A 22,273-nucleotide genomic window follows, 5' to 3' on the forward strand; every position below is an offset into this window, starting at 1 on the left:
CCAGTTTCCAGCCCCGGGAAAGCGTGATGACAATTGCGGCACGGTCCAGCATCAGCGCGGTCGGTATCCTGACCATCGACGAGCAGGGTTGCATACGCAGCTTCGATGCCGTGTCCGAGCGCATTTTTGGCTACACGCAGGAGGAAGTGTGCGGGCAGAACGTGACGATGCTGATGCCCTCGCCCTACCGCGACGAGCACGACGGCTATCTGGCGCGCTATCGGGAGGAGGGCGCGCCGCGCATCATCGGCCAGGGGCGCGAAGTACTGGGGCGGCACAAGGCGGGCCATGACTTTCCGATCTGGCTAGCGGTCAACGAGGTGCGGCTGGGCGGCGAGCGGGTGTTTGTCGGCTCCATCGTCGAGTTGTCCGAACAGAAAAGCATCGAATCCGACCTGCTGCAAAGCCAGGAAACCACGCGCGCGATCCTGGCTACCGCGATCAACCCCATCATCACCATCGACGCGCACGGCATGGTCTGTTCCTTCAATCCGGCGGCGGAAACGCTGTTCGGTTATGCCGCCAGCGAGCTGATCGGCCAGAACATCAAGCTCATCATGCCGCAGCCCTATCATTCCGAGCACGACGGCTATCTGTCGCGCTATCTGCGCGAGGGCCAGCCGCACGTGATCGGCAAGGGGCGCGAGGTGGTCGGGCGCAAGAAGGATGGCTCGACCTTTCCCATGCACCTGTCGGTCGGGCGCATGGAGGTCGGCGGTGCGCCGATGTTCGTTGGCATCATTGTTGACATCAGCGAGCGCAAGGCCGCCGAAACCGAGCTGGCGAAAAGCCTGGAAACCACGCGCGCGATTCTGGCCACCGCGATCAATCCCATCATCACCATCGACGCCATCGGCCAGGTGTGTTCCTTCAACCCGGCCGCCGAGGCGCTGTTTGGCTATGCGCGCGACGAGGTGCTGGGCAAGAACATCAAGATCATCATGCCCGAGCCCTACCGCGCGGAGCATGACGGCTACCTGTCGCGCTATCTGCGTGAAGGGCAGCCGCACGTGATCGGCAAGGGGCGCGAGGTGGTGGGGCGCAGGAAGGATGGCGCAACCTTTCCCATGCACCTGTCGGTCGGGCGCATGGAAGTGGCGGGCGAGCCGATGTTTGTCGGCATCATTGTCGACATCACCGAGCGCAAGAATGCCGAGGCCGAGCTGCTGCAGCACCGCGACCGCCTGGCCGAAATGGTGGCAAGCGCCACCGCCGAGCTGCAGCAGGCCAAGGAAGATGCCGAAGCCGGCGCACGCACCAAGTCGGCCTTCCTGGCCAATATGAGCCATGAAATCCGCACGCCGATGAATGCCATCATCGGTTTTACCGAAGTGGTGCTGCAGGACGAGGCGCTGAGTGACGCCACGCGCAATCATGTGAAGACCATCCTGCGCGCGTCACGCTCGCTGCTGGGCATCATCAATGACGTGCTGGACATCTCCAAGCTGGAAAGCGGCAAGTTCATGCTTGAGCAGATTCCCTTCCATCTGCCGAATGTGCTGCGCGACATCCAGCACACCATCGAACAGCAGCTGGGCGAAAAGGGGCTGGTTTACCGCTGCCGGATTGCCGATGGCTTGCCGCTGCGCGTGGTGGGCGATCCGACCCGCTTGCGGCAGATTCTGCTCAATCTGCTCGGTAATGCCATCAAGTTCACCGATCACGGCGAAGTCGGCCTGACCGTTACGGCGGGTGCGCAGGCGCACGAGCTGCACTTCGCCGTCAGCGACACCGGCATCGGCATGACCGAGCAGCAACTGGCCAAGGTCTTCGATGCGTTTTCGCAGGCTGATGTCAGCACCACGCGCAACTTCGGCGGCACGGGGCTGGGAACGACGATCAGCAAGCAGCTGGTCGAGCAGATGGGCGGCGTGATCTGGGTCGAAAGCGTATGGAAAGAGGGCTCCACCTTTCATTTCACTGCGCAGCTGCCGGCGGCCCAGGCCCAGCAGCGTTGCTTCAACGAGGACGAGCAGGTGCTGGGAGAAGCCTATGTGTCGCCGCGCCTCTTTACCGTGCTGCTGGCCGAGGATTTGGAAACCAATGCCTCGCTGGCCTTGCTGCGCATCACCCAGCAGGGCCATCACGTCGACTGGGTGAAAAATGGCCGCGAGGCGCTGCAGGCGGTCAGGCGCGGCGGCTACGATCTGGTGCTGATGGATGTGATGATGCCGGAAATGGACGGGCTGGAAGCCACGCGACGCATCCGTGCCCATGAGGCGGCGGCAGGCCAGCCTCCCATTCCCATCGTGGCACTGACCGCCAGCATCCTGCACGAAGACCATTTGCGCTGCCGCGATGCCGGCATGGATCGTGTGGAAGGCAAGCCCATTGATTTCAACTCGCTGTTCCGCATGATGGAGGACGTTGTGCCATCCGGCTCGGGGCGCGCGCAGGAAGGTTCGGGGTTGCTGACCATCGCCGTCGCGCCGCAGCAGCAGCTGGAGTGCCTTGCGCCGGTGGCGGATGTCGGCAAGGCGCTGGCGGTCTGGCAGGATCCGCAGGCCTATGCTGATGCGCTGCAGCAGTTTGCCCGCCAGCAGGCGGACAAGGCGCTGGAGCTGCAGGCGCTGCTGGCCGCCGATCCGCCGGACTATCCGGCGGCCTATCGCCTGCTGCATGCGCTCAAGGGGGTGGCCGGCAATCTGTATCTGGGCAGGGTGTACCAGCTGGCCTGCCAGCTCGATGCCCGGATCAAGCCGCTGCTGGACGATGCGGCTGCAGCTGCGCCATTTGATCTGCCGGCACTGGCCGAGCTCGATGAGGCCCTGCAGCAGGCACTGGCGGCAATTGCCGCCCTGCCGGGCGCCAGCGCCATCCCGAGCACCGGCTATGACGCCGGCAAGGTGCGGGAGTTGTTGCTGCGCCTGCAGCAGGAGCTGGCGCAGCTCAATCCCGATTCGGTCGAGCCGCTGCTGAAAGAGTTGTGCCGCTATTTGCCGCACGAGCAGGTGTCGCCGCTGTGGCGTTTGCTGGAAAGCTTCGATTTCGATGGCGCACAGGCCCATGTGGCCACGCTGGGCGACACACTGGGGCTGGCATCATGAAGAAAATCCTCATCGTCGACGACGAGCCGAACAATCTGCAGGTCTTGCGCCAGGTGCTGCGCAATCACTATCAACTCTATTTTGCCACCGATGGTCTGAAAGCCATCGATGCGGCGCTGCGCTACCGGCCGGACATGGTGCTGCTGGACATCATGATGCCGGGCATGGACGGCTACGAAGTCTGCCTGCGGCTCAAGCAGCTGAGCGAAACGGCGGGCATCCCGGTGATCTTCATCACCGCGATGTGCGAATACGAGGACGAATCGCGCGGTTTTGACGTCGGTGCGGTCGATTACATCCAGAAGCCCATCTCCGGCCCCGTCGTGTTGCGCCGCGTGCAAACGCATCTGTCGCTGGTGCGCGCCAGGGCGCTGGAGGACAGCCAGCGCGACACCATCTGCATGATGGGGATGGCGGGGCATTACAACGACAACGACACCGGCCTGCACATCTGGCGCATGGCCGCCTACAGCGGCCTGCTGGCGCGCGCCATCGGCTGGGACGAGGACATGGCCGAACGCATGGAGCTGGCCGCACCCATGCATGACACCGGCAAGATCGGCATTCCCGACTGCATTCTCAAGGCGCCGCGCAAGCTCGATGCCGACGAGTGGGAAATCATGAAAACCCATGCCCAGATTGGCCAGCTCATCCTGAGTCGCGGGCATTCGCCGCTGTTTGCGCTGGCTGCCGAAATTGCGCTGACGCATCACGAGAAATGGGATGGCAGCGGCTACCCGCAAGGACTGGTCGGCGAGCAGATTCCCGAATCGGGTCGCATTGTCGCGCTGGCCGACGTGTTCGACGCGCTGACCACCAAGCGCCCGTACAAGGAGCCATGGACCATCGATGCAGCCAGCGCCGAGATCTGGCGCGGCGCCGGCACGCATTTCGACCCGCAGCTGGTCGATGCCTTTTTCGCCAATCTGGACGAGATCGTCCTGCTCAAGCAGAAGTGGGATGAGAAAACCGAAAGCCTGCCTGCCACCGCCGAAACCTGAGGCGGCATAGCGCTTCGGTGACAGCAAAACGCCCACCTTGCGGTGGGCGTTGTCATGCCGGTGTTTATTACTGCCCGGACTGCGGCTCAGCGGGCGGCGTCGCTGCCTTGCTGGGAGACTGGCCGGACGCTGGCGGGACGGGAAAAGGCTTCCAGCAACCAGTCAAATGCCGGCACGCCCTGTTGGCGGGCAAGAAAATCCTGGCGCTGATCCGTTTGCTTCTTGTTGCTGTCCTGCTTGTTTGCGGCAATCTCTACGGTGCTCATGGTGATCTCCCCTGTTAGTAAGGATGTGCAGCGAAGCTGCCAGCAGATCAATAGCACGGCAAGACTACCGGGCGATGACAGAGGCGGGCCGCCGCACTGCGCAGCGGCCCTGTCATGGCCTGCCGCGGCGGGACTCAGAAGTAGGTTTTCAGGCCGACCATCACGCGTGAGGCATCCTTGCCCGCCGGGCCGCGGTAATCAAAGGCATTGTCGCTGGCGCCCAGTGCCGAATTGCTCTCGTTCTTCACATAGCGGCCTTCGACAAAGGCCAGTGTGTGATCGTCAAAGTGATAGTTGTAGCGCGCGGCATAGGCTTGCGCACCACTGTCGTTCTGGCTGGCGCCGGCCAGCTTCACGTCGTCAAGATGGGCGTAGCTCAGGTAGACGCCGTGCTTGTCCCGGCGATAGCTGGCCTGCGCCAGCCATTCGCCCTGCTCGTATTGGCTGCCCGGATTGTACTCGTGGTGCTTGTAGCCGCCGGTCAGGCCAAAGCCGTTCTGGAAGGTGTAGCGTGCGCCAGCGTAATAGGTCTTGCTGTCGAAAGTCTGGCTGCTGCTGACGCCGCCGACTTCGATATCGTCCGTTACCCCGTCGCGCTGCTGGTAGCTGCCGTCGAGTTGCAGGCCGCCGATGCGGTAGCGCGCGGCGAGGTCGTAGGTCTTGCCGCTGCCCTTGCCCTCATCGTCGAAATCCTTGAAGGCGTAAGCGGCGGAGGCCTGGAAGCCGGCCATCACCGGGCTGTCATAGCGCAGCATATTGTTCACGCGCGTGCCCTGGCCCAGGCCGTAGTCGCCGGCCAGCCAGGCCAGGCCCGTGTCGGTGTAGAGCTGATCCTGGGCGTCGTAGCTGGGCATCATCATGCGACCGGCGCGCAGCGTTCCGTAATTGCCCTGTACGCCCAGGTAGGCGTCCTTGATGTCCAGCCAGTCTTCGATATCGTTCGAGCCGCTGCTGTTGTTGAGTCCGACCGAACCGGCCCAGATCAGCTGGCTGCCGCTGGCGCCCAGTTCATGCTTGCCGGCAATGCCGACGGTGCCGTCGAGATAGACGCCATCCTTGTTCTCGTGGCCGCGGTCGTCCACCTTGATGGCGCCGGTGACATCGCCACTGATGGTGACTTCGGCGAGCGCCGCGCCGGATGCAAAGGCGGTGGCCAGGGCCAGATAGGCTGCTTGCAGTTTCATGTGTTGTTCTCCCTTGTTGGCGGTAGTCGGCCCGCAGTTGGCTGGCCGATGCTGTGCAGTCTAGGGAGAGGGGGTGGGGGTGTCGTGGCAGTAAATCGCAGTGAAATTGTGACATTCTGCCTTTTCCTGATGGGCTGAATCGATTTAGTTGCGCGATGATGTACTGCATTTACTGCGGGCCGGACATGAAAAACCGCCGTGCTGTGACGGCGGTTCTGGCGGGCGATGTTGCGGTTTACTTGACCAGCTGACGCACGACCTTGAGTACTTCCTCGACGGCGGCGTCGCTCTTCTTGCTGCCGATGGCGGCGTCCACCGACAGGCGGGCGTGTTCTTCGAGCAGTTGCAGCGACAGCGCATCAAGTGCGTTACGTGCGGCAGTGACCTGGTGAAGGATGTCGATCGAGTAGCGATCATCGTCGATCATGCGGCCAACGGCAGAAACCTGGCCGTTGATGCGATTGATGCGCTTGATCAGGGCGTCCTTGTTGGCGCGGTTGGTTTTAGCGGATGACGTCATAGCCAGCTTCCTCGATGGTGTTGATGATGGTGTCGGCCGAAACGACGGCCGGGTCGTATGAAACGCTTGCGCCGCCGGGCTGCAGGGTCACGTCGACCCTGACAACGCCTGCGAGCGCGCTTACAGCGCGGCTGACCGATGCGGTACAGCCGCCACAGCTCATTCCCTCAATGCTGAGGTTCAGGGTGTCCATCTTCTTTCTCCTTGATGGATGGCGAAGGCAAGGGGCTTGGTCGCCAGCGGCGCAGAAGCAGCGCGTTGCCGACCACCGAAACCGAGCTCAGCGCCATGGCCGCGCCGGCGAGCACGGGGCTGAGGTAGCCCAGCGCGGCGAGCGGGATGCCGAGCACATTGTAGAAAAAGGCAAAAAACAGATTCTGGCGGATCTTGGTCAGCGTGGCCTTTGATAGCGACAGCGCGTCAATCAGGTGCGCCGGGTCGTTGTGCATCAGCGTCACGTCGGCGGTTTCCAGTGCGGCATCGGCGCCGCTGCGCATGGCGAAGCTGACGTCGGCGGCGGCCAGCGCCGGCGCGTCGTTCACGCCATCGCCGACCATGCCGACCTTGCGGCCTCTGCTGCCTTGTCCCTGCAGGGCGCGGATGAGGTCGGCCTTGCCGGCCGGCAGCACGCCGGCACGCACCTCTGATATGCCCAGCTCGCCGGCGAGCGCAAGCGCGGTGGCGGGGGCGTCGCCGGTGAGCATCACCACATGAATGCCTTGCGCATCGAGTGCGGCTATCGCTGCGGCGCTGCTGGCGCGCGGGGTGTCGCGAAGCGCAAACAGCGCGGCAGGCGCGCCATCGACCAGCATGCCGACGACCGTGCAGCCACGACTTGCCGCCAGGTTGGCCCAGGCCTGGGCCTGCGCCGGCAGCTCGCCCAGCCAGCCCGTGCGGCCGATGCGAATCTGCTTGCCGGCAATCAGGGCCTCGATGCCGTAGCCGGGGCTGGCCTGCAGGTTTTCGGCCGGCAACAGTGGCAGCTTGCGTTCCTGCAGCGCGGCGAGCAGGGCGTGCGCGAGCGGATGCTCGGAGCCGGCTTCCGTACTGGCGGCCCATTGCAGCAGTTCATCTGCGCTCAGCTCGCCCAGCGGCTGCAGCGCTTCCAGCCGCGGCTGGCCGGTGGTCAGCGTGCCGGTCTTGTCCATGACCAGCGTGTCGAGTTTTGCTGCGTGCTCCAGCGCGGTGGCGTTGCGAAACAGCAGGCCGTGGCGCGCGCCGGCGCCCATGCCGACCATGACGGCGGTCGGCGTGGCCAGCCCCAGCGCGCAGGGGCAGGCGATCACCAGCACGGCTACCGCATTGAGCACGGCCGCAAGCCACGCTCCGCCGATCAGGCCGGTGGCGAGCAGCGTGAGCAGCGCGATGCCGAGCACTACCGGCACAAAGACCGCGGAAATGCGGTCGGCCAGCGCCTGGATCGGGGCTTTGGAATTTTGCGCGCTTTGCACCAGCCGCAGCATTTCGGCGAGCTGCGTGCCGCTGCCTATGCCCTGTGCACGCACGCGCAGCATGCCTTCGACATTGCGCGTGCCGGCAAACACGCGACTGCCGGCGCTTTTGGCCACGGGGAGCGCTTCGCCGGTGAGCAGTGCTTCGTCAATCGCGGCATTGCCGTCAATCACCGTGCCATCGACCGCTACCTGCTCACCATGGCGCACGATGATGGTATCGCCGACACGCAGCAGATTGATGCTGATTTCGCTGACGCTGCCGTTTTCTTCGCGGCGCGCGGTGCGCGGCTGCAGCGCCAGCAGTTCACCCATGGCATCGGCGGTCTTGCGCTTGGCGCGGGCCTCCAGCAGCTTGCCCAGCAGCACCAGCGTGATCACCGCCGCGCTGGCCTCGAAATACACGGGCAGATCGTGGCGGCCGGCCAGCGTAACGACCGCGCTCAGGCCCCAGGCCATGCTGGTGCCCAGCGCGACCAGCACGTCCATGTTCGCGCCGCCACTCTTTACTGCATGCCAGGCGCCACGGTAGAAACGCCAGCCGGCGACGAACTGCACGATGCTGGCCAGTATCAGTTGCAGGCCGCGCGGCAGGACATGCGCCTGGCCGCTGACCATGGCCGCCATTTCCAGCAGCAGCGGCAGCGAGCAGGCGATCGCCAGTGCCAGCAGCAGCCATTCCTTCTTACCCTTGCTGGTATTGGCTTGCAGCCTTTGATCTTGAATGGTTGAGGCTGTATACCCCGCCTTCTGGATGGCCTGGATCGCCGCGTGCTCGTCGAAAGCGCCGGCAGGGAAGGTGAGGGTGGCGACATGGGTCGCGATGTTGACCACCGCCGTAACACCGGGCTGGCGCTGCAGTACTTTTTCGATCCTTGCCACGCAGGCGGCACAGGTGATGCCCTCGACCTGCAGCTCCAGCGTGCTCATGGGAACGGCAAAGCCGGCCCTGGCAACAGCGGCCAGCACCGTATCGACGTTCGCCGGGGGAGAGATGCTGACCTGGGCGGCTTCGCTGGCAAAGCTCACGCTGGCGGTGAGGCCGTTCTGGCGGTTCAGCACCTTCTCGAGACGGCTGGCGCAGGCGGCACACGTCATCCCGCTGACGGGGAGTGTGAAGTGCTGCTGGTCCGAAGCGTGGTCAGATATACCCATGCGGAGTATGGTATGCCTAGCCAGCCCGCGATTCAAGACGACTTTGGCGGTATCCCCCTGTTTTCAGGCTTTTTGTCGTCCCGGGCCGACAGGCTGCGGACCGGTAGGCGCATGGCCGGCAGGCGGTGCAGGGAGTACACTCCGGTTTTAAGTGTCTTGCCGGAGTTGTAATGAAATTAGCCCTGATTGCCGCCGTCGCCCGCAATGGCGTGATCGGCATGGAAAACCGCCTGCCGTTTCGTCTGCCCGGCGATCTGCAGCGCTTCAAGGCGCTGACGATGGGCGCACCGATGATCATGGGCCGCAAGACCTTCGAATCGCTGCCGGGGCTCCTGCCCGGGCGACCGCATCTGGTGGTCAGCCGCAATCCGGACTGGCGAGCCGACGGCGCGCAGGTTTTTGCCTCGCTGGATGCGGCCATTGCGGCCTGCGCCGGGCTGGAGCGCGCCTTTGTCATCGGCGGCGGCGACATCTACCGCCAGGCCTTGCCGCTGGCGCAGGAGCTTTTCCTCACCGAGGTCGATGCCGAGCCGGAAGGCGACACCTGGTTTCCCGAGGTCGACCCCTTGCGCTGGCGCCTGCAGGCGCGCAGCGACACGCAACAGGCGCCGGACGGTACCACCTACGTCTTTGCCGATTACGAACTGGCCGCCTGATCGCGGCCGCGCATTGCGGAAATCCCTTCCAGACAGGTAGGCGGGCTTGCGACAAAATTGTAAGCTTTTGATGACCGCGGCCCACTCATGAGCAAAGCCACATCCTCCCGGCCCATCGAACAGCCGGAACTGCGCCGCAGCCTGAAGGCGCGCCACCTCACGATGATCGCCATTGGCGGCTCGATCGGCACCGGGCTTTTCGTGGCCTCGGGCGCGACGGTCGCCAATGCCGGGCCCGGCGGCGCGATCGCCGGCTATCTGCTGATCGGGCTGATGGTGTATTTCCTGATGACGAGCCTGGGCGAGCTGGCGGCCTACATGCCGGTGTCCGGCTCGTTCGCCACCTATGGCGCGCGCTTTGTCGACCCGGCCTTCGGTTTCGCGCTGGGCTGGAACTACTGGTACAACTGGGCGGTGACGATTGCCGTCGAGCTCGTTGCCGCGCAGCTGATCATGGCCTACTGGCTGCCCGACGTGCCCGGCATCTACTGGAGCGCGGCGTTTCTGATCATCATGTTTTCGCTGAACGTGATTTCGGTGAAGGGTTTTGGCGAGGCCGAGTACTGGTGCTCGCTGATCAAGGTCGTCACCGTGCTGGTGTTCATCGCCACCGGGCTGGCGATGATCTTCGGCATCCTCAAGGGCGGCGAGACCGCCGGCTGGCAGAACCTCACCACGGGCGAGGCGCCCTTTGTCGGCGGTCTGCAGGCAATGATCGGCGTGATGATGGTCGCGGGTTTTTCCTTCCAGGGCACCGAGCTGATCGGCGTTGCCGCCGGCGAATCGGAAAACCCGCACAAGACCATTCCGCGCGCGATCAAGCAGGTGTTCTGGCGCATCCTGCTGTTTTACGTCATCGCGATTTTCCTGATCGGCCTGTTGATTCCCTACACCGATCCGAAGCTGCTGCAGAACGGCATCCAGGACATTGGCGTCAGTCCCTTCACCCTGGTGTTCGAGCATGCCGGGCTGGCGTTCGCCGCTGCGCTGATGAACGCCGTCATCCTCACCGCCATCCTCTCGGCCGGCAATTCGGGCATGTATGCGTCCACGCGCATGCTCTACACGCTGGCCAAGGAAGGCCTGGCGCCGAAGATTTTTGCCCGTCTGTCGGCCAACGGCGTGCCGCGCAACGCGCTGTATGCCACGACCGCAGTAGGCATGCTGTGTTTCCTGACCGCGCTGGGCAAGGATCAGACCATCTACCTGTGGCTGCTCAATATGTCCGGGATGACCGGCTTCATTGCCTGGCTGGGCATCGCGATCAGTCATTACCGTTTCCGCCGCGGCTTCATCGCGCAGGGCCACACGCTGGACGAGCTGCCTTACCGCTCGAAATTCTTCCCCTGGGGCCCGCTGTTTGCCTTTGGTCTGTGTCTCTTTGTGATGCTGGGGCAGAACTACCAGGCCTTCATGGCAGATCAGATCAATTGGGTGGGAATCGTGGCCATCTATATCGGCATCCCGCTGTTCCTGGCGATCTGGTGGGGCTACCGGCTGAAACACAAGACCCGTTTCGTGCGGCTGAGTGAAATGCAGTTTGATGACGCCGACGAGGCGCTGTTGCACAGCGAACGACGTTAGCGGGGTATATGCCTGTAGCCATTTTTGGAAAATGGCTGCAGGGCAATACTTATATGGGTAATAAGAAAGGCGGCCGCGATGATGCCGCCTTTTTTTCGCGTCCCTGCCTCGCATCGGGCTGGGGTTTCTCCGGATAGGTCGGCAACAGGGGCTTTGCTACAGTGAATCACGATTCACTGTGGTGCCCTTGCGATGTTGATACGACCGATGCAGTCCGGCGATCTGCCCGGCCTGCTTGAGCTGGCCGCTTCCGCCGGCGTTGGCGTGACCACGCTGCAGCCCGACGCCGAGCGGCTGGCCAGCCGCATCGCCGCCAGCATGCAAAGCCTGGCCGGCGAGCCGATGCCTGGCGAGGCCAGCTACCTGTTCGCGCTGGAAGACGACGCCAGTGGCCGGCTGGCCGGTATCTGCGCAATCGAGGGCGCGGTCGGCATGCACGACACCTGGTACAACTACCGCGTCGGCCTGGCCGTCCACGCCTCGCGCGAGCTGGGCATCTACAAGCAGCTGCAGACGCTGTTCTTGACGTCCGATCTGACCGGCGCGTCCGAGCTGTGCACGCTGTTCCTGCACCCCGACTACCGTCGCGACGGCAATGGCGCGCTGTTGTCGAAATCGCGTTTCCTCTTCATGGCCGAATACCCGCAGCGCTTTGCCGAGCGCGTGATCGCCGAGATGCGCGGCGTCTCCGACGAGGCCGGGCGCTCGCCGTTCTGGGAAAGCTTGGGCCGGCACTTCTTCAAGATGGATTTCGCCCGCGCCGATTTTCTGTCCTATGTCGGCAGCAAGTCCTTCATCGCCGAGCTGATGCCCAGCTATCCGATCTATACCTGCCTCTTGTCCGACGAGGCGCGCGCCGCGATCGGCGAGGTGCACCCGGCCACGCGCCCGGCGCGCGCGATGCTGGAGGCCGAAGGGTTTCGCTATCAGGGCTATGTGGACATTTTCGACGCGGGCCCTTCGCTCGAATGCGCGCTTGCCGACATCCGCGCCGTGCGCAAGAGCGCCGTCTACCAGACGCTGGCGGTCGCCAGCGAGCCGCGCCAGGCCAGCACCTGGCTGGTGAGTAACCGCAAGCTGGGTGATTTTCGTGCGACGCTGGCGCAAACCCGGCCGCTGGAAGATGCGCTGCCGCTCTCCGAGGCCGTGCTGGCACGGCTTGGCGTGGCGCATGGCGACGAAGTGCGCGCCGTGCCGCTTTCGGCGCGCCTGCCGCAATCAACTCAAACCAAGCAGGAAGGATGATGCAATGCTGCTGATCGATGGCAACTGGTATCCCGGCAGTGGCGCGCTGTTCGCGTCGCACAATCCGGTCACGCAAGAGCCGGTGTGGGAGGGGGCTGCGGCCAGCAGCACCGAGGTCGGCAGCGCGGTCGCCGCCGCGCGGCATGCGTTTGCCGGCTGGCGTGATCTGGATTACGGCGAGCGGCTCGCCCTGGCGCGCAATTTTGCCGAATTGCTGAAAAGCAGCCAGGACGAGCTGGCCGCCATCATCGGCCGCGAAACCGGCAAGCCGCGCTGGGAGGCGCTGACCGAAGTCACGACGATGATCAACAAGGTCGAGATTTCCGCCAGGGCCTTCGAAGAGCGTACCGGCGAGCGCGAGAGCGCGATGGGTGACGCGCAGGCCGTGCTGCGCCACCGCCCGCACGGCGTCGTCGCCGTGTTCGGTCCCTACAATTTCCCCGGCCATCTGCCCAATGGCCATATTGTTCCGGCACTGCTGGCCGGCAATACCGTTGTCTTCAAGCCGTCCGAACTGGCGCCGCTGACCGCGCAGAAAACCGCCGAGCTCTGGCAGGCCGCCGGCCTGCCGCATGGCGTGCTCAACCTGGTGCAGGGCGCGAAGGACACCGGTGTCGCGCTCGCCGGCCATCCGGACCTCGACGGCCTGTATTTCACCGGCAGCGCCGGCACCGGCTACGCCTTGCACCGGCAGTTCGCCGGCAGTCCGCACCAGATCCTTGCGCTGGAAATGGGCGGCAACAACCCGCTGATCGTCGAGCCGCTGGCCGATGTGAAGGCAGCGCTGCATCACGTCATCCAGTCGGCCTTCATTTCCGCCGGCCAGCGCTGCACCTGCGCGCGTCGCCTGCTGGTGCCGCAAGGCGCATGGGGCGATGCCTTCCTTGCAGAACTCGTGCGCGTGAGCGCCACCCTGCAGCCGGCCGCGTGGGATGCCGAGCCGCAACCGTTCATGGGCGCGGTGGTGTCGCTGATCGCGGCCGAACAATTGCTGGCCGCGCAGGACAGGCTGCTCGCGCTGGGCGGCAAGGCCTTGCTGCCGATGACGCGAATCCGTGAGGGAACGGCGCTCATGAGCCCCGGCATTCTGGACGTGAGCAATGTGCGCAATCTGCCCGACGAGGAATATTTCGGCCCGCTGCTGCAGGTCCAGCGCTATCGGACCTTCACCGAGGCGCAGGCGCTGGCGAACGCAACGCGTTTTGGCCTGGCAGCAGGGCTTTTGTCCGATTCCGCCGAGCGCTACGAGGAGTTCTGGAAAGCGTCGCGCGCGGGCATCGTCAACTGGAACAAGCCGCTGACCGGTGCATCGAGCGCCGCGCCGTTTGGCGGCATTGGCGCCTCGGGCAATCATCGGCCCAGCGCGTATTACGCGGCCGATTACTGCGCCTACCCGGTGGCGTCGCTGGAAGCGGACACGCTGGCGCTGCCCGCGCAGCTGCCGCCCGGGCTGGTGCTCTGAGATGACGTCAATCCTGTCGGCAAGGCTGCCCTTGCATGAAATGGCCCCATGGCCTGACGGCAGAACCCCAATTCACCACAGAGGCACAGAGTTCACAGAGAAAAACGGGAGCAAGTCCGAGAGGTTTTACCTTCTCTGTGCCCTCTGTGTCTCTGTGGTTCAAGCGGTTTTTGACGTGTGCCGGGACAGGGCTTTAATCAGGAAGTAATCAGGAAAGGAAATGCTCATGCACGGCGCGTGTGAAGCAAATTTCGACGGGCTGGTCGGCCCGACCCACCATTACGGCGGCCATTCCTTTGGCAATGTCGCCTCGACCGGCAATGCTGCCAGTGTCGCCAATCCCCGCGCGGCGGCGCTGCAGGGCCTGGCCAAGATGAAGGCGCTGGCCGACCTGGGCTACCGGCAGGGCGTGCTGCCGCCGCAGGAGCGTCCGGCACTGTGGGTTTTGCGTGACTTGGGGTATGCGGGTACAGACGAGGAGATCATTAGGCTCTGTGCCAATACCCATCCGGCGTACTTTGCCGGCCTGTGCTCGGCGTCGAGCATGTGGACGGCGAATGCCGCGACGGTCAGTCCGTCGGCCGATACTGGCGATGGCCGCGTGCATTTCAGCGTCGCCAATCTGAACAACAAGCTGCACCGCGCCATCGAGGCGTCACAGACGCGGCGCAGCCTGCAGGCCATTTTCCGCGATGAGCGGCATTTCGCGATTCACGCCGCCTTGCCGCAGCATCCGGCCTTTGGCGACGAGGGCGCGGCCAATCACACGCGCTTTTGCCGGGATTACGACGAGCCCGGCGTCGAATTCTTTGTGTATGGCGCGCGCTACTGGGGCGATGGCCGGAAACCGGCGCGCTTTCCCGCGCGCCAGACGCAGGAGGCCAGCGAGGCCATTGCGCGCCGCCACGGGCTTGATCCGGCACGGACGGTTTTCGCCCAGCAGCATCCGGACGTGATCGACGCGGGCGTCTTTCACAACGACGTGATTGCGGTGGGCAATCTCGACGTGCTGTTCTGCCATGAGCAGGCCTTTCTCGACCAGGAGGCGGTGTGCGCCGAGCTGGCCAGCAAGCAGCCTGGCCTGCGTGTGATCACCGTGCCGGCCGGCGCAGTGTCGGTCACTGACGCCGTGCGCTCCTACCTGTTCAACAGCCAGCTGCTCGCCAAGGCGGACGGCCGCCAGCGCCTGGTGGTGCCGGAGGAGTGCCGCAACACGCCGGCGGTGTGGGCCTATCTGCAGGAGCTGCAGCAGGGCGGCGGGCCCATCGACGAGGTGCTGGTGTTCGACCTCAAGCAGAGCATGCAGAACGGTGGCGGCCCCGCCTGCCTGCGCCTGCGCGTGGCGCTCAACGCCATCGAGCAGGACGCAGTCAACCCGGCCGTGTGGATGAACGATGTGCTGTACGAGCGTCTCACGCACTGGGTGACGCGCCATTACCGCGACCGCCTGCACGTCAACGATCTGGCCGATCCGCAGCTGCTCTCCGAAGTGCGTACTGCTCTGGATGAGCTGACGCAGCTGCTGGAACTCGGTAGCATCTATCCTTTTCAGCGTTCGGGCAGCGATGCCTGAGCGGCTTTAGGCAGGCGCTAGGTTCTGCAGAACCTAGCCTGCCGCAGGAGACTCAAGCATGCATCCCTTTGTCGAACAAGGCTTTCTGGCGCAAACGCTGGCGGGGAAAACCGGCATCACCTTGCCGTTCTGCCTGCCCGGTGGCGCGCATGTGCAGGTCATGGACGAAGGCATCATCCGTTTCGAGCCGCGCGAACCGGAACTGCGCCAGCTGGATCTGGTGATTTCCTGTGGCGTGCATGGCAATGAAACCGCTCCGGTGGAGCTGGTCGACCGGCTGATCACGCGCATCCTGGATGGCGAATTGCGCGTGCGCAACCGGGTGCTCTTCGTCATGGGCAATGTCGAGGCGCTGTGCGCCGGCGAGCGTTTCATCGAAGAAGACATGAACCGTCTGTTCTGCCGTGCACCGGAAAACGATGACGGGCACGAACGCCGCCGTGCAACGATGCTGGAAATGCACCTCTTGCGCTTTTTTGGTCGCTCGGTCGCCGATACCGTAGCGCGTTATCACTACGATCTGCATACGGCGATTCACGGTTCGCTGATCGAGAAGTTCGCAATCTATCCGCTGCAGCGCGCCGGCCGACCGTTTCAGGCGGTGGAAATGGCGCGGCTGGCGCAAGCCGGTGTCGAGGCCTTTTTGCTGCAATCGACCACATCGACGACCTTCAGCTACTTTTCCACGCGCTACTGTGATGCCACCGCCTTCACGATCGAGCTGGGCAGCGCGAAGCCGTTCGGGCAGAACGGCGGCACGGATTTGTCGAAAATGGAAGGCTATCTTGCCGGCCTGATCGAGGGCGAGCTGCCGCAGCCGGAATTGACCGGCGAAAATTATGCCGCCCAAGTCGGCAGCCCGGTCTTCCGCGTGTCCCGCGAGGTGATCAAGCACAGCGCCAACTTCCGCCTGATGATCGACGGCAAGACCGACAATTTCACGCCGCTGCCGCAGGGCATGCTGCTCGCCGAGGACTGTGCGGGGCCGGTCGTGGTGACGGAAGCGGGGGCGCGCATCATTTTCCCCAACCCCGATGTGGCCGTCGGCCAGCGTGCGGGGCTGATCATCGTTCCCGCCTGAGTCAACAGAAGCCCGGGGAGCGATCATGCTCAAGACCTATCGCGGTTCCTGTCATTGCGGTGCGGTATGCTTCGAAGCCGATCTGGATCTCGAGCAGCCAAGTTTCCGCTGCAACTGCTCGATCTGCCGGCGCACGCGTTTCTGGCCGGCCGTGGCCACGCCGGAACATTTCCGCCTCCTGGCCGGCCAGGAGGCGCTGACGCGCTACACCTTCAATGCGCATCGCAACGAGCACTGGTTCTGCCGGCATTGCGGCGTGCGTGCCTTCGGCCATGGCACCGATACGCCGATGGGAGAGATGTACGGCGTCAATCTCGGCTGCCTGGATGAGGTGAGCGATGCCGAGCTCGCACGGATTTCTGTCGTTTACGTGGACGGCCTGCACGACAACTGGCAAAACGCGCCGGAATTCACGCGCCACCTCTGAGGGCGTCTCTGCTGGCGCGCGAGGCGGAATCTCAGAGTTTTTTCTGGCCGCCAGAACGCGAGCCGTAGTCCGGACCCGCAGCCGGCCGCAGTTTGCCGTCCGGAGCGATCAGCAGGCCGTGCCCGGGAATGTCGCGGTCACTGAGTTCCTGCACCAGTCGCGCGGCCTTGTGTTCGGGGTCGAGTGTCGGTCCGCTTTGCTTGGTTTGTATGGCGCTGATGATTTCGCCCTGGACGAAGCGGCCTTCACGGTCGAGCTCGGCATTGAGGAGCAGGGCGTAGCCGTTGGCCTCCCTCAGATTGAAGCGCTGCCAGGTGGCAAAATTGCCCAGGCTGTAGGCGATCAGCCGGCCCTTGTAGAGCTGCATGGCGCGCGGCACATGCGGGCCGTGCCCCAGTACCAGATCGGCGCCGGCATCGACGGCCAGTTTCGCAAATGCCCGCACATCGCCGCGGTCCTGGCCGAGGAAGAATTCACGCCCCGGCGGCAGGGTCAGTGCCTTCATGCCTTCGGCGCCGGCATGCATCGATACCACGGTGATGTCAACCTGGCCCGCCAGTTCGGCGATGCGCCTTGTTGCGCCGGCATGATCGTTCATCGGACAGGTGCCGGCGCTGGGCGAGAAGGCGAGTACGCCGATCTTCAGCCCCTTGCGCTCGAGAATGGCCGGCCGGCAGTCATCCTGGCCGGAATAGGGCAGGCCGTGCTGGGCGAGATAGCGCGCCGTGTCGCGCCGGCCCGCCGCGCCAAAATCGCCGGCGTGGTTGTTGGCGATCGAAACCACATCAAAGCCGGATTCCTTCAGGCATTGCGGCGTTGACGGCGGCATGGCGAAGAAGAAGCAGCCTTCCTTGCAGGGCTTCACCTCGCTGGTGTTCTCGGTGATGACACCTTCAAGATTGCCAAAGGTGACGTCGGCGCGGCCCAGTTGCTCGCGCAGCCCGGCGAAGAGGTCGGTGCAGCGCTCGGGCAGCAAAGGTGTCGGATAGCTCGATCCGGTCATGATGTCGCCGGCCGCGCTGACGCTGATCGCCGCACCGTGGCCGGCCGCGCTGGCGATGGTGCAGATGACCAGCAGCACGGCGGCCTGCAGCAGCCGCCTCATCGCGACTTGCCCGAGGAAGTCTTGGCTGCCGGTTTGCCCTTGGGCTTGCTGCTTTTCTTTTTCGATGAACTCTTGCTGGCCTTCGGCTTACCGGCTGTCGATTTGGCCGGCTTGCTGGCCGTACTGCACACCGTCGTGGTTTTCTTCTTTTTGCCCTTGCCGGTGGTGACCTTGCGGCACTGGCGCTCCGGCTTGCTGCTGCTTTCCTGGCTGCCGGCGGCTTTCTGGCGGGATGGCGCGCCGCCGGCCATCAGGCTGGCAATGTTGACCTGTTCACCGCCGGCATCGGCGATGCGGCGCGCGCCATTCCAGCGCTGCTGCCAGTAGCGCTGGTTCATGTTCACGATTTCGACCGAGCGCCCTGCTCGCGGCGAGTGGATGAAGCGGTTGTCACCGAGGTAAATGCCTACATGCGAAAAGGTACGTCCCAGCGTGTTGAAAAACACCAGATCGCCGGGCCGCAGTTCGTCTTTTTCGATGCTCTGGCCGCGCTGGGCCATTTCAAAGGCCGTGCGTGGCAGCGTGATGTTCATCGAGCTGGTGAAGACGTAGCGCACGAAGCCACTGCAATCCAGGCCGGTTTCCGGCGTATTGCCGCCCCATTTGTACTTGACGCCGATCAGGCTCATCGCCGAAAGCAGCAAATCCTGAGCGGGTGCGTAGTCGGGGTTGCTCCCGCCGGTTTTGGGGCTGCTGCGGCGCGCTTTGGCGGTCGGGATGTCGTGAGCCTGCGTGGCCGCCGGCGTGGGTGTGCTGGCGGTGGCCGGTTCGTTGAACCAGCCGCTGCTGCCGGCATTGCCGGCGGTGCCGGTGGTTTCATCGGCCAGCGCAAACGGGGCAAGGGCAGAGCCTGCAAACGCCAGCAAACCGGCGAGCAAAAAGTGAAGATTCCATTTCATGGGCTGGAACTGTACGGATGTGGTTACAGGCTGTAAAGCCTGCCTGAGTGGAAAAATGTGCGGCTTGTGGATGGCGTGCGTGGCTGTTGCCTGAAAGGCATATGAGGAATGCAGTCATTCCCGGGAAAGTGAGCGGGCGCTGATAGAATGGGGGACGCGCAATGCGCAGCCAGTCGCTGAAACACAGGATATCGATTCATGCTCAAGGAAACCTATACCGTAGTGCGCGATCTGCCGCGCGTGCGGGAGATCATTGCCGTGCTGGTACGACATGGGCTCGGCAATCTGGTTCAACGGCTGGGTTTGAACAAGGGGGTCGAGCGCGCCGGGGATTTGCTGCACCTGCCCGGCAATCACGAAGTCGAGGCGCTGGAGCCGGCAGTGCGAGTGCGGCGCGCGCTGGAAGAGCTGGGGCCCACCTTCATCAAGTTCGGCCAGGTGCTGGCCACTCGCTCCGATCTTTTTCCGCCGGAGTGGATCGCCGAATTCGCCCGCCTGCAGAACAATGTGCCCAGCACGCCGTTTGCCGAGTTGCTGCCGGAGCTGACCGACATCCTGGGCTGTGACCCGCATGCCATCTTTGTCGACCTGGATCCGCAGCCGATCGGCTCGGCGTCGATTGCGCAGGTGCACCGTGCGCGGCTGCAGGATGGCAGCGAGGTCATCCTGAAAATGCGCCGCCCGGGCATTGTTCCCAAGATCGAGGCCGATTTGCGCATCCTGCGCCAGATTGCCGTGCTGATGGAGTTCGAATTTGCCGATGCCCGTCGCTATCAGCCGGCGAAAATCGCCGATGAATTTGCCAAATCCTTGCGGCGCGAGCTGAACCTGTCTTCCGAAGCGCGCAATATGGAGCGCTTTTCCCGCAATTTTGCCGGGCATGACGGCATCGTCATTCCGAAAATCCATTGGGAATACACGTCCGAACGGCTGAATGTGCAAACCTATGTGGGCGGATTTGCCGGCAACGAACTGGAGGCCGCGGCAGCGGCAGGCCTGGACTGCCGCGTGCTGGCCGCGCGCGGCGCCGATGCCGTGCTGAAAATGGTGCTGATCGATGGTTACTTTCACGCTGACCCGCATCCGGGCAATGTGAAATATCTGGAAGGCAACCAGATTGCCTTTCTGGACTTCGGCATGGTCGGGCGCTTGCCGCATCCGCGCCGCGACCAGATCGTCGACCTGCTGGCGGCACTGGCGCAGCGCGACGAACACGGCATACGCGACGTCTTGCTGGAATGGGCGGGCGATGTGGTGGTGGATGAGGAAAAGCTCGCCGCCGACATTGCCGACTTCATGTTCAATTATGAAAACCTGCCGCTCAAGGACATCAGTTTCGGCACGATGCTCAATGAGGTCACGCAGATTTCCCGCGAGCACGAACTGAGCCTGCCACCTGATCTGACGCTGCTCTTCAAGGCGCTGGTGACGCTGGAAGGGCTGGGCCGCCAGCTCGACCCCGATTTCCAGATGGTCCCGCACCTCACGCCCTTTGTGAAACAGGTGCTGATTGCCCGCTACAGCCCGGACAGCCTGCTCAAGAAAGGCAAGGGCAGTCTGCTCGATGCGCTGCAGCTGGTCAGCGGCCTGCCGCGCGACATTGGCAAGCTCATCCGTCAGGCGCGGCGTGGCCAGTTGCGTGTCGACCTTGATCTGAAGCGGCTGGACCATTTCGGAGCGCAAATCAATCGCAGCGCCAATCGTCTGACCATGGGCATCGTCACCGCCGCGCTGATCGTCGGCTCGTCCATCGTACTGACGATCAAGGGGGGGCCGACGCTGTTTGGCATGCATGTGCTGGGCTTGCTGGGGTTTCTGCTGGCGACCTTCAATGCCGTTTGGCTGGTGATGGCCATCTGGGTATCGGGCAAGCGCGAATGAGGTTGCTGCCGGTTTAAGTGGCCATGTTGTGTCGCTGTGATGGGCCTGGAACACGCCGTGCAGCCTGTCGCTGGGCGTTCCCAGCTGCGGATTGGCAACGCGTGCTCATACCAGCAACAGCCAAACCGGCTTTTTGACAGGCATCCGGCTGGGTGCTTGGGGTGGCGACCTTGCCTTGTTGTTCCGCTGGCACAAGTCGTCCTGCGCAGCTCGCAAATCATTGATTACGTGCAAAAGTTACGCCGCTGCGAATACAGGTCAACATCGACGGAATCTGCTGATTGCTTTGGATTTTTGACAGCATTGTGTCCGTTTTTCTGCTTGCATTATGTCTGTTTGCTTAATTTTTCAGGCCGCTTGTCTATGCTTCCGGTATTCCGTTCGCGGCAAGCATCATGAACCAGAGCGCCACGCTGACCGCTACCACCGAATTCGCCGCCAATCCGCACATGCTGCAGCGGGTGATGGCGCTGGCCGGGCACAGCGGTGTTGAAGCCAGTGAAGACATCTTCAGCGCCCAGGGCGTCAAGCTCGTCGGCAAAGGCGCGCGACTGGGGGCTGGCATGCAGGAGCGTCTGCTGCGGCACAAGCTGCGCAAGCCGCTGGAGCGCACGCTGGCGGTGAGCGATCTGCAGCTGCCCGCCCTGTCGGTGCTGGCTGCTGAGCAGGCCGCGCAATCGGCAGTCTTGCAGACCCTGCTGGGGCCGGGGGCCCTGGCCGCGCTGGATCGGCTCGCCGCCGGCCTGCATGGCCAGGGCAGTCGCCTGCAGCTGGCCTTGCTGTTGCAGCATGGCCGGCAAGCGCTCGCGCACGCCACCCTCAATGCTGCCGTGGCCATCGAGCTGGCGCAGCGCCTCGGCTGGGAGTCTGCCGTGCTGGATCAGGCCGGTCTGGCGGGCCTGTTTCATGATGCGGGCGAGCTGTATATCGATCCGGCTCTGCTCGCGGCCGACCGGCAGTTGAGCCCCGAGGAGTGGCGGCATGTGCTGGTGCATCCGCTGATTGGCGCCCGGGTCGTGCGCGACACCGGCGAATTTCCCGATGCCGTGGCGCGCGCCATTGAAGAGCATCACGAGCGCTGCAATGGCAGCGGTTATCCGCGCGGCCTGCGTGGCGGCGGCATCTCGCCGCTGGGACGGCTGCTTGCGGTCAGCAATCTGCTGGTCACCCTCTGCCACGAGCAGCGCTGGCCGCTTTACCGCATCGGTCTGGCATTGCGCATGATCGGTGGTGAATACGATCCGGCCTTGGTCGGCCTTATCGCCAGCGAAGTGCGTGCTCAACCCCAGGCGGCTGGTGCCTGGCCCGGACAGGATTTGCTGCTGCCGGCCATGCATGGCTTGTTGTTGCGGGTGGGGCAGATCGTCGTCGAGCTGCAGCGCTGCGAAGCGCTGCCCTTGCAGCCCGATGGCCGGCAGTTGCTCGCCGGCATCAGCCTGCAGTTTCAGCATATCCAGCGCGCCTTTTCCAGCACCGGGCTGGATCAGGTGGAAAGCGAGCAGTTGCTGCAGGGCGATCCGACGCCGGGTCTGCTGGAGCAGGAGCTGGCGGCAATCCTCGATGAAATCGACTGGCGCTTGCGGGATCTGGGCCGGCGCATGGCGACGCTGTGCGTGAGCCTGTCGCCCGATCAGCAGATCCTGCTGCAGCCGCTGCTGGATCTGCTTGCGGTGCGTCCGGCGCAGGCTGCTTGAGGGTATGTGGCTGTAGCCATTTTTAAGGAAGGGCTGCAGCCA

Annotated in this window: 18 protein-coding genes; 11 read left to right on the plus strand and 7 right to left on the minus strand. The window is 64.0% G+C overall.

Translation table 11 applies throughout. The features are described 5' to 3' along the window. Nucleotides 1–26: 26 nt before the first annotated feature. Nucleotides 27–3,047: a PAS domain S-box protein gene (locus C515_RS19800; protein WP_051304688.1), complete on the plus strand. Its 3,021-nt coding sequence runs from the start codon at nucleotides 27–29 to the stop codon at nucleotides 3,045–3,047. Further along, nucleotides 3,044–4,048 carry a response regulator gene (locus C515_RS0106105; RefSeq protein ID WP_043648351.1) on the plus strand — a complete coding sequence of 335 codons (1,005 nt, stop codon included), beginning with the start codon at nucleotides 3,044–3,046 and terminating at the stop codon, nucleotides 4,046–4,048. The genes C515_RS19800 and C515_RS0106105 overlap by 4 nt, the downstream gene beginning before the upstream one ends. Before the next feature lie 86 nt (nucleotides 4,049–4,134). Here C515_RS0106105 and C515_RS0106110 read toward each other — a convergent pair whose 3' ends face one another. The 5 genes from C515_RS0106110 to C515_RS19805 all read right to left on the minus strand — a co-directional run bounded on the left by C515_RS0106110 (nucleotide 4,135) and on the right by C515_RS19805 (nucleotide 8,624). After that, the gene (locus C515_RS0106110; protein WP_028454818.1) at nucleotides 4,135–4,314 is read right to left on the minus strand and encodes a hypothetical protein; all 180 of its coding nucleotides are present in this window, start codon (nucleotides 4,312–4,314) and stop codon (nucleotides 4,135–4,137) included. Nucleotides 4,315–4,448: 134 nt separating this feature from the next. Further along, a complete protein-coding gene (locus C515_RS0106115) occupies nucleotides 4,449–5,498 on the minus strand; it encodes a porin (protein WP_028454819.1) in 1,050 nt (349 codons plus the stop codon). A 235-nt stretch (nucleotides 5,499–5,733) separates the two neighbouring features. Continuing rightward, on the minus strand, nucleotides 5,734–6,018 hold the full coding sequence (locus C515_RS0106120) for a metal-sensitive transcriptional regulator (protein WP_028454820.1): 285 nt from the start codon (nucleotides 6,016–6,018) through the stop codon (nucleotides 5,734–5,736). Further along, nucleotides 6,002–6,211 (minus strand): heavy-metal-associated domain-containing protein, encoded by a 210-nt coding sequence (locus C515_RS0106125; protein ID WP_028454821.1) that lies wholly within the window; start codon nucleotides 6,209–6,211, stop codon nucleotides 6,002–6,004. The genes C515_RS0106120 and C515_RS0106125 overlap by 17 nt, the downstream gene beginning before the upstream one ends. Continuing rightward, a complete protein-coding gene (locus tag C515_RS19805) occupies nucleotides 6,186–8,624 on the minus strand; it encodes a heavy metal translocating P-type ATPase (RefSeq protein WP_081686787.1) in 2,439 nt (812 codons plus the stop codon). The genes C515_RS0106125 and C515_RS19805 overlap by 26 nt, the downstream gene beginning before the upstream one ends. Nucleotides 8,625–8,794: 170 nt before the next feature. Between C515_RS19805 and C515_RS19810 the strand changes: the two genes are divergently transcribed. The 7 genes from C515_RS19810 to C515_RS0106170 all read left to right on the plus strand — a co-directional run bounded on the left by C515_RS19810 (nucleotide 8,795) and on the right by C515_RS0106170 (nucleotide 16,652). After that, nucleotides 8,795–9,280, plus strand: a complete 486-nt coding sequence (locus tag C515_RS19810; protein ID WP_043648355.1) for a dihydrofolate reductase — start codon at nucleotides 8,795–8,797, stop codon at nucleotides 9,278–9,280. A gap of 87 nt (nucleotides 9,281–9,367) precedes the next feature. Beyond that, nucleotides 9,368–10,864 carry an amino acid permease gene (locus tag C515_RS19815; protein ID WP_051304689.1) on the plus strand — a complete coding sequence of 499 codons (1,497 nt, stop codon included), beginning with the start codon at nucleotides 9,368–9,370 and terminating at the stop codon, nucleotides 10,862–10,864. 192 nt (nucleotides 10,865–11,056) lie between these two features. Further along, nucleotides 11,057–12,109, plus strand: coding sequence for an arginine N-succinyltransferase (astA, locus tag C515_RS0106150; protein WP_028454822.1), 1,053 nt, complete (start codon nucleotides 11,057–11,059; stop codon nucleotides 12,107–12,109). 4 nt (nucleotides 12,110–12,113) lie between these two features. Further along, the gene (astD, locus tag C515_RS0106155) at nucleotides 12,114–13,571 is read left to right on the plus strand and encodes a succinylglutamate-semialdehyde dehydrogenase (RefSeq protein WP_028454823.1); all 1,458 of its coding nucleotides are present in this window, start codon (nucleotides 12,114–12,116) and stop codon (nucleotides 13,569–13,571) included. Nucleotides 13,572–13,797: 226 nt separating this feature from the next. Further along, on the plus strand, nucleotides 13,798–15,144 hold the full coding sequence (gene astB, locus C515_RS0106160) for an N-succinylarginine dihydrolase (protein WP_028454824.1): 1,347 nt from the start codon (nucleotides 13,798–13,800) through the stop codon (nucleotides 15,142–15,144). A gap of 58 nt (nucleotides 15,145–15,202) precedes the next feature. Beyond that, nucleotides 15,203–16,225 carry a succinylglutamate desuccinylase gene (astE, locus tag C515_RS19820; RefSeq protein WP_051304690.1) on the plus strand — a complete coding sequence of 341 codons (1,023 nt, stop codon included), beginning with the start codon at nucleotides 15,203–15,205 and terminating at the stop codon, nucleotides 16,223–16,225. A gap of 25 nt (nucleotides 16,226–16,250) precedes the next feature. Further along, entirely contained in the window at nucleotides 16,251–16,652 is a 402-nt protein-coding gene (locus tag C515_RS0106170; RefSeq protein WP_028454825.1) for a GFA family protein, read from the plus strand. Nucleotides 16,653–16,683: 31 nt separating this feature from the next. On the opposite strand, the gene C515_RS19825 is transcribed toward C515_RS0106170, so the two are convergent. Continuing rightward, on the minus strand, nucleotides 16,684–17,757 hold the full coding sequence (locus tag C515_RS19825; protein ID WP_051304691.1) for a CapA family protein: 1,074 nt from the start codon (nucleotides 17,755–17,757) through the stop codon (nucleotides 16,684–16,686). After that, nucleotides 17,754–18,656: a C40 family peptidase gene (locus C515_RS19830; RefSeq protein WP_081686788.1), complete on the minus strand. Its 903-nt coding sequence runs from the start codon at nucleotides 18,654–18,656 to the stop codon at nucleotides 17,754–17,756. Before C515_RS19830 ends, C515_RS19825 begins: the two co-directional genes overlap by 4 nt. 198 nt (nucleotides 18,657–18,854) lie before the next feature. Here C515_RS19830 and C515_RS0106185 point away from each other — a divergent pair, with 198 nt between their 5' ends. Then, nucleotides 18,855–20,537, plus strand: a complete 1,683-nt coding sequence (locus C515_RS0106185; RefSeq protein WP_028454826.1) for an ABC1 kinase family protein — start codon at nucleotides 18,855–18,857, stop codon at nucleotides 20,535–20,537. A 395-nt stretch (nucleotides 20,538–20,932) separates the two neighbouring features. Then, a complete protein-coding gene (locus tag C515_RS0106190) occupies nucleotides 20,933–22,231 on the plus strand; it encodes an HD-GYP domain-containing protein (protein ID WP_028454827.1) in 1,299 nt (432 codons plus the stop codon). Nucleotides 22,232–22,273 lie beyond the last annotated feature (42 nt).

It is taken from the genome of Chitinilyticum litopenaei DSM 21440 (genome assembly GCF_000428145.1).
GTDB lineage: Bacteria > Pseudomonadota > Gammaproteobacteria > Burkholderiales > Chitinibacteraceae > Chitinilyticum > Chitinilyticum litopenaei.